A 12,993-nucleotide genomic window follows, 5' to 3' on the forward strand; every position below is an offset into this window, starting at 1 on the left:
GTGCTCTTCCTCTACACCGTTCTGCTGGTGTGCTGCGTGATCCTGCTGGTGGCGGGCGTCATCGAGCAGCGGCGGCACTTCACCAACCTGGACAACATCCCCACCCGGGTGCTGGTCAACGGCATCCGCGGCAAGTCGTCCATCACCCGTCTGTGCGCGGGCGCGCTGCGCGGCGGCGGGCTGACCACGGTCGCGAAGACCACCGGCACGGCGGCCCGGTTCATCCACCCCGACGCCACCGAGGAGCCGGTCTACCGCAAGTTCGGCATCGCCAACGTCGTCGAGCAGATCGGCATCGTCCGGCGTGCGGCCGCGTACAACCCGGACGCCATGGTCATCGAGTGCATGGCCGTCATGCCGGCCCTCCAGGAGATCAACCAGTCCAAGCTGATCCGCTCCACCATCGGCGTGCTCTGCAACGTCCGCGAGGACCACCTCGCCGAGATGGGCCCCACCCTGGACGACGTGGCCCGCTCGCTGTCCCGGTCCATGCCGGAGGGCGGCATCTGCATCACCGCGGAGAAGGAACGCTTCGCGATCCTCCAGGAGGAGGCCGACTCCCGCGACTGCAAGCTGATCTACGCCGACCCCGACTCCGTCACGGACGAGGAGCTGCGCGGCTTCAGCTGGTTCACCTTCAAGGAGAACGTGGCGATCGCGCTCACCGTCGCCGAACTTCTCGGCGTGGAGCGGCAGACCGCCCTCCAGGGCATGTACGACGCGCCGCCGGACCCCGGTGTCCTGTCCGTCGAGCGGTATGTCACCCAGGACGGCAAGCGGCTGCGCTTCGCCAACGTCTTCGCGGCAAACGACCCCGAGTCGACGCTGATGAACATCAACCAGCTGCTCGACCTCGGCGCCATCCACCGGCCGCTGAACGTGGTCATCAACTGCCGTCCCGACCGCGTCGAACGCAACGGCCAGATGGGCGAGATCATCCCGCAGCTCGACCCCGAGCAGGTCTTCGTCATCGGGCACCCGGCCAAGAGCGCCATCGACGCGATCCCGGCCGCGTACCGCGACCGCGCCGTCGACCTCGGCGGCGACCGCCGCGATCCCGAGGAGTTCATGGGACAGCTGATCGGCAGGCTCGGCTCCGACTCCTCCCTCGTGGCCATCGGCAACATCCACGGCCAGGGCGAGCACCTGCTGGAGCACCTCGCCGAACTGCCCGCGGACGACACCCCCGACGAGTCCGCCGACCGGCCCGGCGGGCACGCCGACGACGGAACCGGCGCACGGCAGACGCCCGCGCGCGTGCCCGAGCACGTCGAGACCATGCAGCTGTACGCCCCGCGCATCGACCCGTACCAGCCCTACTCCGAGGCGTACGAGACGCGGTACGCGCCCCAGACGGCCGCCGTCCCGGTGCAGAGCGGCGCCGAGCACCCGTACCCGGCCCAGACGCACCAGCACCAGGACCAGACACACCAGCACCAGGACCAGACACACCAGCACCAGTCCCGGACGCACCCGCACCAGGACCCGGCCCACCACAACCAGCCCCACCAGCACCACACGCAGGGCGAACCGGGCTCCTGGGAGCAGGGCCGCCGGCAGGCGCACCCGCGCCCCGCGATCCCCGAGCAGCCGCGGCAGGGATACCCCGAGCGGACCAGGGAACAGTGGCCCGCGATCGCGCCGGGCCCCGCCGCACCACCGTCCCCCGGCCCCGCCGAACCGCCCCCGTCCCGGGGTCTGTTCGAGCCCCGAGTACCCCCCGCACACTCCGCCGACGACCAGCAGCAGTGGCACAGCCCAGGAGAGCCCCGTTGATCCCCTCCGTCCTCACCCCCGAGATCGCCGCGATCGGCATCGGCCTGGGCCTGATGTTCTCGCTGATCTGCTACCTGACGACCAACCTCTCGCCCGGCGGCATGATCACCCCGGGCTGGCTCGCGCTCACCCTCATCGAGGACCTCCAGCGTGCCGCCCTCGTCATCGGCGTGACCGTCCTGACGTACGTCACCACCCTGCTCCTCCAGCGCGTCGTGATCCTCTACGGCAAGCGGCTCTTCGCGGCCGTCGTGCTCACCGGCGTGCTGATCCAGGCGACCGTGATCATCGTGCTCCAGATGGAGTTCCCGCTGCTGTACGCCAACCAGACCCTGGGCTTCATCGTCCCGGGCCTCATCGGCTACCAGCTCGTGCGCCAGCCCAAGGGAGCCACCCTGCTGTCGACCGGCTCGGTCACCCTCGCCACCTATGTCGTGCTGACCGCCGGAATCCTTCTCGGCGCCATGCCGACCGCCTGAGCCCGCTGCCCACTCGGAACCTCTGGAGCCTTCACCATGCCGAAGAGCAAAGGCCGCCCCGTCCTGCACGCGGCCACGGTCCTCGCGCTGCTCGCGGGCAGCGCGTACTTCACCGTCGAACTCCGCAAGGACGCGGAGGCCAAGGTCCCGGCGGTGCAGTCGGTGACCGACAAGCCCGACCTGGAGAACTCGGCGGGCAAGGCCACCGGGAAGCAGACCTGGGAGCGCCTGAACAACCCGACGCGCTCGGTGCTGCGCGGCAAGGACGGCGAGATCCTCGCCACCTTCACGGACGGTGCCCGCACCGCGACCCTCAGGGGCCCCTCCCGCACCTTCACCGAGCCCGCCAACACGCAGTCCCGGGTGGTGACGGAGGACTGGGTGCGGCTGATGCCGGAGGCGTGGCGCAAAGGCGCCGAGAAGGAGAAGTGGTTCAAGGACTGGTTCAAGCAGTACTACGGCAGCGAGGAGGACGACATCTTCGCGTTCGCCTTCCAGTACGTCCAGGGTGCCCCGGTGAAGAAGGACGACGAGGGCGTCCCCTACGCCGGCGACGCGGTCTTCGGCCCGTTCAAGGAGGACGGCGTCGACCGCCTCGAACAGAACGACTTCTACGACTACCTCGGCATGAACTACACCTTCCGTGACGGCACCACGATGCAGGCGCGCAAGGAGCGCTACCGCGCCCTGGACTGCTCCGGCTTCATGCGCATGGTGTGGGGATACCGGGCCCGCTACCCGCTGATGGCCACCAACACGATCGGCGACGGGCTGCCGCGCAGCGCGGACGGCATGGCACGCTCCAAGGTGGGCGTCGACATCATCAAGCTCTCCGGCCCCTCCCCCTGGTACACGCGTCCCAAGAACATCGACGTGGTCCAGCCCGGCGACCTCCTCTTCTTCAAGATGGACCACCGCACCGGCAACCACCTCGACCACGTCGCCCTGTACCTCGGCGTCGACACCGACGGCCACCGCGTCTTCATCTCCAGCCGCAAGGAGGTCAACGGACCGACCATGGGCGACAAGGGCGGCGCCTCGCGCATCGACGGCAACGGCTTCTACGCGGGTCTGCTCCGCAGCGCCAAGCGTCTGTGAGCGGCTTAGTCGGGCGGGGGCGGGCCGCCGCGGACGGCCCGCCCCCGATTAAGGTGAACCGGTGAACGGCGACTGGCTCATACGCGGCCGCGACGGCAGGCTCAGTGTGTACCTGCTGTCGGAGGCCGCCGTCCGCTGCCGGGCGGAGCGCGGCCCCGGCGGCCCCTGGGACACCCCGCGCACCGTGGGCGGCGACCAGCGCCTGCACCCCGTGTTCGCCGTCGGCCAGGGCGCCGACGGCTACGCCCACCTCGTCTCCTGGCGCCCCACCGTCCGCGACGAGTCCGGCCTCGTCCACTCGACGCACTACCGGCCGCGTCTCGCCGCCCTCGACTGGAACCCGATCGGGCACCCCGACAGGACGGGCGGCCGGACCGGCCCGCCGGCCGTCGCGGTCGACGCCCAGGGACGCGCCCATGTCTTCGTGCGCAACAAGGGCGGCGGGGTCAGCATGGTCGCCCAGAAGGAGAAGGGCGGCTGGGGCCCGTGGCGCGATCTCAAGGGACATGACGTACGGGACGAACTGGCGGCCGTGACGGGGGAGTCCGGCCGGGTCGAGCTGTACGCCGCCGTGCCGGACGGCATCCTGCACTGGAGCCAGCCGGAGCCCGGCGCGCAGCCGGTCCTGGAGGAGGCGCTGGAGGCCCAGGTCCGCCCCGGCACACTCCGCGCGCTCGCGACCTCCCCCGACTCCACCACCGTCTTCTACACCGACGGGTCGGGCGACCTGTGCGCCTGGCGGGCGGGCGGGAAACCCGTGCGGGTGCTCGCCAGCGCGGGGCCCGGCCCCGTGGCGGCGATCCGTTGCGAACTCGACGGCCACGACTGCACGTTGCTCGCGCAGCGGTCGTCGAGCGGCCGGGTCGTCTTCGCCGCGTATCCGACGGAGGACGAGGCCGCGGGGGCGTGGTGGGCCGAGTCCGGGCCCGCACTGCCGGGGGACGCGGTCGTCTCGCTCGCGGAGGACGAGGGCGGCCGGGTGGTCGCGGCGAGCCTCGCGCCCGGCTCCGGCGAACTCCTCCTCACCCGCCGCAAGTCCGAACCGGGCCTGGCCCTGGAGGCCTGGCGCCCGGTCTGACAGCTGGAACTGTCCCGCCCAGGGTCGGAGAGTCCCAGCCCGTCCGGCGTTTGAGGACAAGGCCGTTCAGGCCGATGGGGGTCTGGGGGCGCAGCCCCCAGCTCCGAGGGCGCCCGTGGAAGCGGGGCAGAACGGCCGGTGCCCCGCACACCGACAGGCGTGCGGGGCACCGGCGCGAGGCAGCGTGCTACGCGGGAACGCTGGCGACTCCCGGCTCCAGGAACCGCTTGCCGTTCACCCGCTCGGAGACACCCTCACGGTCCAGGTACGGCGTGATGCCGCCCAGGTGGAAGGGCCAGCCGGCACCGGTGATCAGGCACAGGTCGATGTCCTGGGCCTCGGCGACGACACCCTCGTCGAGCATGAGCCCGATCTCCTGGGCGACGGCGTCGAGGACACGGGCGCGGACCTGCTCCTCGGTGAGGACGACATCGCCCTGCTTGAGGAGCGCGGCGACCTCGGGGTCGAGCTCCGGCTTGCCGGAGTCGTACACGTAGAAGCCGCGCTTGCCCGCCTTGACGACGGCCGCGAGGTTCTCGGAGACCGTGAAGCGGTCCGGGAAGGCCCGGTTGAGGGTCTCGGAGACGTGCAGACCGATCGCGGGGCCGACCAGCTCCAGGAGCACCAGCGGGGACATCGGCAGGCCCAGGGGCTCGATGGCCTTCTCGGCGATCTCGACCGGGGTGCCCTCGTCGATGACGTTCTGGATCTCGCCCATGAAGCGGGTGAGGATGCGGTTCACCACGAACGCCGGGGCGTCCTTGGTCAGGACCGCGGTCTTCTTCAGCTTCTTGGCGACGGCGAAGGCGGTGGCCAGCGAGGCGTCGTCCGTCCGCTCGCCGCGGACGATCTCCAGGAGGGGGAGGATCGCGACCGGGTTGAAGAAGTGGAAGCCGACGACCCGCTCGGGGTTCTTCAGCTTCGAGGCCATCTCGGTGACCGACAGCGAGGAGGTGTTGGTGGCGAGGATCGCGTGCGCCGGGGCGACCGCCTCGACCTCCGCGAACACCTGCTGCTTGACGCCGATCTCCTCGAAGACGGCCTCGATGATGAAGTCCGCGTCGGAGAAGCCCTCGGCCTTGTCCAGCACACCGCTGACCAGCGCCTTGAGGCGGTTGGCCTTGTCCTGGTTGATGCGGCCCTTGCCGAGCAGCTTGTCGATCTCGGCGTGGACGTAGCCCACGCCCTTGTCGACACGCTCCTGGTCGATGTCCGTCAGGACGACGGGCACCTCCAGGCGGCGCAGGAAGAGCAGGGCGAGCTGCGAGGCCATCAGGCCCGCGCCCACGACGCCGACCTTGGTGACCGGGCGCGCGAGGTTCTTGTCCGGCGCGCCGGCCGGGCGCTTGCCGCGCTTCTGGACCAGGTTGAAGGCGTAGATGCCGGAGCGGAGTTCGCCACCCATGATCAGGTCGGCGAGCGCCACGTCCTCGGCGTCGTACCCCTTCTGCAGGTCGCCGTCCTTGGCCGCGGCGATGATGTCCAGCGCGCGGTACGCGGCCGGAGCGGCACCGTGGACCTTGCCGTCGGCGATGAAGCGGCCCTTGGCGACGGCCTGGTCCCAGGCCTCGCCGCGGTCGATCTCGGGACGCTCGACGGTGATGTCGCCCTTGAGGACGGAGGCCGTCCACAGCAGCGACTGCTCCAGGAAGTCCGCGCCTTCGAAGAGGGCGTCGGCGATGCCCAGTTCGAAGACCTGCTTGCCCTTGAGCTGCTTGTTCTGGTTGAGCGAGTTCTCGATGATCACCGAGACGGCCTTGTCCGCACCGATCAGGTTCGGCAGGATCGTGCAGCCGCCCCAGCCCGGGACCAGGCCCAGGAAGACCTCGGGCAGGGAGAAGGCCGGCAGGGCCTTCGACACCGTGCGGTAGGTGCAGTGCAGACCGACCTCGACGCCGCCGCCCATCGCCGCGCCGTTGTAGTACGCGAAGGTCGGGACGGCCAGCGCCGACAGGCGCTTGAAGACCTCGTGGCCGCCCTTGCCGATGGCGAGCGCGTCCTCGTGCTTCTTCAGCAGCTCGACGCCCTTGAGGTCGGCACCGACCGCGAAGATGAACGGCTTGCCGGTGATGCCGACGCCGATGATGTCGCCGGCCGCGGCCTCCGCCTCGACCTGGTCGATCGCGGTGTTCAGGTTCGCGAGCGAGGCAGGGCCGAAGGTGGTCGGTTTGGTGTGGTCGAAGCCGTTGTCCAGCGTGATGAGCGCGAAGCGCCCGGCGCCGAAGGGCAGGTCGAGGTGGCGTACGTTCGCGGACGTCACGACCTCGTCGGGGAACAGCTCGGCTGCGCCCTTCAGGAGTTCAGCGGTGCTCACTTCTCGCCTCCGGCGTCCTTGTGGTGCGGGTTCTCCCAGATCACCGTGGCGCCCATGCCGAAGCCGACGCACATGGTGGTGAGGCCGTAACGGACCTCCGGCTGCTCCTCGAACTGGCGGGCCAGCTGCGTCATCAGACGCACGCCGGAGGAGGCCAGCGGGTGACCGAACGCGATGGCGCCGCCGTACTGGTTGACGCGCGCGTCGTCGTCGGCGATGCCGTAGTGCTCCAGGAAGGCGAGCACCTGGACGGCGAAGGCCTCGTTGACCTCGAAGAGGCCGATGTCGTCGATCGTCAGGCCGCCCTGGGCGAGGGCCTTCTCGGTGGCCGGGATCGGGCCGTAGCCCATGACCTCCGGCTCGACGCCCGCGAAGGCGTACGAGACGAGGCGCATCTTGACCGGCAGGTTGTGCTCGCGGGCGAAGTCCTCGGACGCGATGATCGAGGCGGTCGCACCGTCGTTGAGACCGGCCGCGTTGCCGGCCGTGACACGGCCGTGGACGCGGAACGGGGTCTTCAGGCCGGACAGGTTCTCCAGCGTGGTGCCCGGACGCATCGGCTCGTCGGCGGTCACCAGGCCCCAGCCGGTCTCACCGACCTCCGCGTTGGTGTTGCGCACCGAGATCGGCACCAGGTCCTGCTGGATCTTGCCGTTGGCGTACGCCTTGGCGGCCTTCTCCTGCGAGCGCACGGCGTACTCGTCGGCGCGCTGCTTGGTGATCGTGGGGTAGCGGTCGTGCAGGTTCTCGGCGGTCATGCCCATGAACAGGGCGGACTCGTCGACCAGCTTCTCGCTGACGAACCGCGGGTTCGGGTCGACACCCTCGCCCATCGGGTGGCGGCCCATGTGCTCGACACCGCCGGCGATGACGGCGTCGTAGGCGCCGAAGGCGATGGAGCCCGCGGTGGTGGTGACGGCGGTCAGCGCGCCCGCGCACATGCGGTCGATGGAGTAGCCGGGCACCGACTGGGGGAGACCGGCCAGGATCCCGGCGGTGCGGCCCAGCGTCAGACCCTGGTCACCGATCTGCGTGGTCGCGGCGATGGCGACCTCGTCGATCTTCTTGGGGTCCAGGCCGGGGTTGCGGCGCAGCAGCTCCCGGATGGCCTTCACGACGAGGTCGTCGGCGCGGGTCTCGTGGTAGATGCCCTTCGGGCCCGCCTTGCCGAACGGGGTGCGGACGCCGTCGACGAAGACGACGTCCCTGACGGTACGAGGCACGATGGCTCTCCTCCAGATGCGGGATGGCACTGCTGCGCGTCGCACGCGACTGAGCGCGCGCTCACCCCCTCATGCTACTTGCGGGTAACCATGCTGCCCAGCCCCGGAGGCGGGAGCGGCGAAGGTCACATCCGGGAGCCGCCCCCGGGCGGTGCCGTCGACCCCCGCGGCGTCAGCACCGGGGTGGGCACCGGGTGCGACGCGGGCTCCTCGCCGGTGATCACGCCGAACAACGTCCGCGCCACGTCCGCGCCGAAGCCGTGCACGTCGTGGCTCATGGCGGAGAGCGTCGGATGGGTGAGCCGGCACAGCTGGGAGTCGTCCCAGGCGAGCAGGGAGACGTCGCCCGGCACGCTCAGCCCCATCTCGGAGGCCACGGAGAGCCCGGCCACCGCCATGATGTCGTTGTCGTACACGATCGCGGTCGGCCGGTCCGGCGGCGCGGCCGACAGCAGCGAGCGCGTGGCCCGCGCCCCGGCGTCGCCCGAGAAGTCGGTCGCCACCTGCCAGGACCCGGCAAGGCCCAGCGTCCGGGCCGCCTCGTCGAACGCCGCCGTGCGGATGGTCGTGTGACCGAGGGGCGCCGCGCCGCCGACCCGGGCGATCCGCCGGTGTCCGAGCGCCGCAAGGTAGCGCACGGCCTCGGCGACGGCGGTCGCGTCGTCGGTCCACACGGAGGTGAGGGAGCCCGTCAGCGACGGATGGCCGACGGCGACGGCCGGCATGCCGAGCCGCTCCACCGCGGCGACCCTCGGGTCGTCGGCCCGGAAGTCGACCAGGATCGACCCGCTGATCTGCTTCCCCTTCCACCAGGCCTCCTGGAGCCCGACCTCCTCCTCCAGGTTCCGCACCAGACGCAGCAGCAGCGAGCACGAACGCTCGGTCAGCACGCCCTCCACCCCGGAGATGAACTCCATGTAGAAGGGTTCGAGTCCGAGCTGCTTGGCCGGCCGGCAGATCGCGAGCCCGACCACGTCCACCCGCTGGCTGGACAGCGACCGGGCGGTGAGGTTCGGCGCCCAGCCCAGCTCCCGGGCCGCGGCGAAGATCCGGTCGCGGGTGGCGTCCGACAGGCCGGGCTTGCGGTTGAAGGCGAGGGACACCGCGCCCTTCGAGACCCCGGCGCGCGCCGCGACGTCCTTGATGGTGACGCGGGGGGTCGGCACTGTCGTCATCGGGTCGGCTCCACGCAGTACAGGGCGGATCGGGCGGCCGTCTCGGCCCACTCGTCCAGAGTCTTCCAGCCGCGTACGCCGATCGTGACCCGTTCGCCGGGAAGCAGCGTGACCAGGCCGGTGTCGGCCTCGGCGGCCGGGTCGAGGCGGTCCGCCTGGAGCAGCAGGTCCCGTACGAGGGTGTGGGCCGTCACGGTCACCGCGCCCGGCGCGACCGTGACGTCGAACCGGGGCCTCGGGTAGGGGACTTCACGGTCGGGCACGGGAAAGTGCAGGGCCCGTAGCCCGTCCGCGTCGGCCACCAGGAACTCCTTCGGCCCGGCCGGCCGCAGCTCGGGCGGTACGGGAACCTTGCCGACCGCGCGTGCGGCGGCGGAGAGGTCGAGCGTCGTCTCGCCCGTCGTCACGCCCTCGACGGACATCCGCCGCAGCCGGAGCGTGCCCCGCCAGGGCTGTGCGGACTGGTTGACCGCGGCGAGCACCAGGCCGCCGGTCCGGGGCAGCAGCGTCAGGAGCCGGTCCGCGTAGAGCCGCCGCAGTTCGTGGTAGAGCGGCTTGGCGCGTCCGTCGCCGTCGATCGTGGCCCAGGAGGTCACCGGCCAGCAGTCGTTGAGCTGCCAGAGGACCGTGCCGGCGCACACCGGCCAGTGCGCGCGCCAGTGCTCGATCCCGGCGGCCACCGCACGGGCCTGGTTGACCTGGTTGAGGTAGTGCCAGCGGTCGAAGTCGCCCTCGGGGGGCGGGAAGTGGCGGGCGAGTCCGCGCTCCAGCTTGCCGTTCCCGTCGTCGGCCTTCTGGTGGTGCAGCATGCCGGGGGAGTCGGGCGCGAGCGTCTCGCCGGGGAGCGCGCGGCGCAGCGTCGCGTAGGCGGGCGGTGCCTGCCAGCCGAACTCGGCGACGAAGCGCGGGACATGGAGGCGGTAGTCGGCGTAGTCCGTCCTGTTCCACACCTCCCACGAGTGGTGGGTGCCGTGCGCCGGGTCGTTGGGGTGGTGGTCCCAGGAGCCGGACCACGGGCTGCCCGCCGCGTACGGCCGCGTCGGGTCCAGCTCGGCCACCACCCGCGGCAGCAGCCCGAGGTAGTACCCCTCGCCCCACGAGTCCCCGGCCAGTCGCCGTTCCCAGTCCCAGTCCCTGAAGCCCCACAGGTTCTCGTTGTTGCCGTTCCACAGCACGAGCGAGGGGTGCGGCATCAGCCGTACGACGTTCTCGCGGGCCTCGGCCTCCACCTCGCCGCGCAGCGGCTGCTCCTCGGGGTACGCCGCGCAGGCGAAGGGGAAGTCCTGCCAGACCATCAGCCCCAGTTCGTCGCAGGCGTCGTAGAAGTCCTCGCTCTCGTAGATGCCGCCGCCCCACACGCGCACGAGGTCGACGCCCGCGGCGGCGGCCTGGCGGAGCCTGTGCCGGTAGCGCTCACGGGTGATCCGGGACGGGAGGGCGTCGTCCGGGATCCAGTTGACCCCCCGCGCGAAGAGCCGGACGCCGTTGACGACGAAGGTGAAGCCGCTGCCGTGGGCGTCGGCGCGGCGGTCCAGTTCCAGCGTGCGGAAGCCGATGCGGCGGCGCCACGCGTCGAGCGGGCCGTGCGTGTCGCACAACGTCAACTCGACGTCGTACAAACGCTGTTCACCGTAGCCGCGGGGCCACCACAGCTCGGGGTCCGGGATCTCCAGCACGACCGTCCCGGAGGTGCCGTCGATCGTCCCGAAGGCCCGCACCCCGCCGGCCCGGGCCTCCACGGTGAGGCCGGCCTCGACCCTGGTCCGCTCGACGTCCACGGCCAGCTCGACGCGTCCGACGCCCCGTTCGACGCTCACCAGCGGCCGTACCCGGGCGATCCGCGCGGTCGACCAGTGCTCCAGCCGCACCGGGCGCCAGATCCCGGCGGTGACCAGCGTCGGCCCCCAGTCCCAGCCGAAGGAGCAGGCCATCTTCCGCAGGTACTGGAAGGGTTCGGGATAGGCGTTCGGCCGCTCGCCGAGCCGGTCCCGCACCGCCTCGGCCGCGCCGTACGCCGAGGTGAAGTGCACCGAGAGCGGCCCGCTGAGCCCGGTGACGTCGAAGCGGTAGGAGCGGTGCATGTTCCGTACCGAGCCGAGGAGCCGTCCGTCCAGCCGGATCTGTGCGGCGGTGTCCAGACCGTCGAAGACGAGGTCGGTCTGCTCGTGGCCGGACGTGGCGGGCAGGTCGACGTCGTACGTCCAGTCCCGCCGGCCCACCCACGCCACCTCGGTCTCGTTCCGGCCGAGGAACGGGTCCGCGATGGCGCCCGCCGCCAGCAGATCGGTGTGCACACAGCCCGGGACCGCGGCCGGAAGTGCGGCTCCCTCGTGCCGCAGGGTCCATCCCTCGGTGAGCGGTGTGACGTCCAGCATGCGTACTCCCTAAACCGGTTGAGGCAGTAGACACCAGTGGCTGCGAAAGATTTCGGAATCGTTGGCGGAATAGTGACTTTACCGGTTTAGCGGCGGCTGTCAGAGTGCCGAACCAGCCAACCGAGGTGAACGGAGCTGGTGCAGATGAACCGCCGCACGTCATTCGCCGGAACACTGCTCGCCGCCGCACTGCTGGCCGCGGGCTGCACGGGGAGCGGAGGCGCGTCGAAGGGCGCGGACGCCAAGGCCCCCGACGACCCCGCCAAGGTGTCCGGGACCATCAAGGTCCTCACGCAGCGGACCGATCTCGTGCAGGACGGCACGATGAAGAAGTACGCCGCCGAGTTCAACAAGACCTACCCGAAGGTCGAGGTCGAGTTCGAGGCCGTCACCGACTACGAGGGTGAGGTCAAGATCCGCATGAACACGGAGAACTACGGCGACGTCCTCATGATCCCGGCCGTGATCAAGAAGGGCGACTACCCCAAGTTCTTCGCCTCGCTCGGCACGTCCGCCGAGCGCTCCAGGAAGTACCGCTTCACGGACTTCACCACGGTCGGCGGCAAGGTCTACGGACAGAGCCCGATCGGCGTGACCCCGGGCTTCGTCTACAACAAACGGGTCTGGAAGGACGCGGGGATCACCGACTGGCCCACCACCCCGGACGCGTTCATCGACGACCTCCGGGCGATCAAGGCCAGGACGAAGGCCGTCCCGTACTACACGAACTTCAAGGACAAGTGGCCGCTCACGTCCTGGACGTCCGCCAACGGGTCCGCGAGCTGCGACACCGGGGCGACCACCGCCCTCGCCGACGGCGACCCCTGGGCCGAGGGCGCCGATCTGCGCGTCGCCGACACCCTGCTCTACGACGTCGTCCACGACGGGCTCGCCGAGAAGGACCCGACGACCACCAACTGGGAAGGCTCCAAACCCCGGCTGGCGAAGGGCGACATCGCCACCATGTGGCTCGGCTCCTGGGCGATCACGCAGTTCCGGGCCGCCGCCGAGCAGGCCGGCACGGACCCCGACGACATCGGCTTCATGCCTTTCCCCGTCCAGGTCGGCGGCAGGTTCTGCGCCGTGGTGGCGCCCGACTACAACCAGGCCGTCAACGTCCACTCCGCCCACAAGGAGGCCGCCCGTGCCTGGATCGACTGGTTCACCGACCGGTCGGGCTACGCGGACGACAACCTGACCCTCTCCCCGGTCAAGGGAGCGCCGCTGCCGGACGTGCTGAAGCCGTACCAGGACGCGGGCGTGAAGTTCATCGAACTCGACGACACCGACGGAGCCACCGTCAAGGCCATCGACAACCAGTCCGAGGTCGGCATCTACGCCCCCGACTACCGCCAGAACCTCGTCGACCTCGCCCGCGGCGCCAGGAAGGGCAGCCTCGACGACTTCTTCGCAGACCTCGGCAAGCGCTGGACCGAGGCGGCCCGGACCGTCGGGTCCGGGTCCTGATGAACGGC

Annotated in this window: 9 protein-coding genes; 5 read left to right on the top strand and 4 right to left on the bottom strand. The window is 70.8% G+C overall.

What is annotated here, in order from left to right:
• The 4 genes from pgsB to BKI49_RS28990 all read left to right on the top strand — a co-directional run bounded on the left by pgsB (position 1) and on the right by BKI49_RS28990 (position 4,431).
• Positions 1-1,776: a poly-gamma-glutamate synthase PgsB gene (gene pgsB / locus BKI49_RS28975; protein ID WP_095937218.1), complete on the top strand. Its 1,776-nt coding sequence runs from the start codon at positions 1-3 to the stop codon at positions 1,774-1,776.
• Positions 1,773-2,255, top strand: coding sequence for a poly-gamma-glutamate biosynthesis protein PgsC/CapC (locus tag BKI49_RS28980; protein ID WP_028802192.1), 483 nt, complete (start codon positions 1,773-1,775; stop codon positions 2,253-2,255). The genes pgsB and BKI49_RS28980 overlap by 4 nt, the downstream gene beginning before the upstream one ends.
• A gap of 36 nt (positions 2,256-2,291) precedes the next feature.
• The gene (locus tag BKI49_RS28985) at positions 2,292-3,353 is read left to right on the top strand and encodes an NlpC/P60 family protein (protein ID WP_095937219.1); all 1,062 of its coding nucleotides are present in this window, start codon (positions 2,292-2,294) and stop codon (positions 3,351-3,353) included.
• Positions 3,354-3,414: 61 nt separating this feature from the next.
• Positions 3,415-4,431: a PLL family lectin gene (locus BKI49_RS28990; RefSeq protein WP_095937220.1), complete on the top strand. Its 1,017-nt coding sequence runs from the start codon at positions 3,415-3,417 to the stop codon at positions 4,429-4,431.
• Positions 4,432-4,618: 187 nt separating this feature from the next.
• Here BKI49_RS28990 and BKI49_RS28995 read toward each other — a convergent pair whose 3' ends face one another.
• The 4 genes from BKI49_RS28995 to BKI49_RS29010 form a co-directional block, all read right to left on the bottom strand.
• Entirely contained in the window at positions 4,619-6,745 is a 2,127-nt protein-coding gene (locus BKI49_RS28995; protein ID WP_095937221.1) for a 3-hydroxyacyl-CoA dehydrogenase NAD-binding domain-containing protein, read from the bottom strand.
• Complete coding sequence (locus tag BKI49_RS29000; protein ID WP_095937222.1) at positions 6,742-7,968, bottom strand: thiolase family protein; 1,227 nt, start codon at positions 7,966-7,968, stop codon at positions 6,742-6,744. Before BKI49_RS29000 ends, BKI49_RS28995 begins: the two co-directional genes overlap by 4 nt.
• Before the next feature lie 125 nt (positions 7,969-8,093).
• Positions 8,094-9,143: a LacI family DNA-binding transcriptional regulator gene (locus BKI49_RS29005; protein WP_179332614.1), complete on the bottom strand. Its 1,050-nt coding sequence runs from the start codon at positions 9,141-9,143 to the stop codon at positions 8,094-8,096.
• The gene (locus BKI49_RS29010) at positions 9,140-11,518 is read right to left on the bottom strand and encodes a glycoside hydrolase family 2 protein (protein WP_095937223.1); all 2,379 of its coding nucleotides are present in this window, start codon (positions 11,516-11,518) and stop codon (positions 9,140-9,142) included. Before BKI49_RS29010 ends, BKI49_RS29005 begins: the two co-directional genes overlap by 4 nt.
• A 144-nt stretch (positions 11,519-11,662) precedes the next feature.
• Between BKI49_RS29010 and BKI49_RS29015 the strand changes: the two genes are divergently transcribed.
• Positions 11,663-12,985 (top strand): extracellular solute-binding protein, encoded by a 1,323-nt coding sequence (locus tag BKI49_RS29015; RefSeq protein WP_095937224.1) that lies wholly within the window; start codon positions 11,663-11,665, stop codon positions 12,983-12,985.
• Positions 12,986-12,993: the final 8 nt, after the last annotated feature.

This window comes from Streptomyces sp. Tue6028 (assembly GCF_002300165.1).
Classification (GTDB): Bacteria; Actinomycetota; Actinomycetes; order Streptomycetales; family Streptomycetaceae; genus Streptomyces; species Streptomyces siamensis.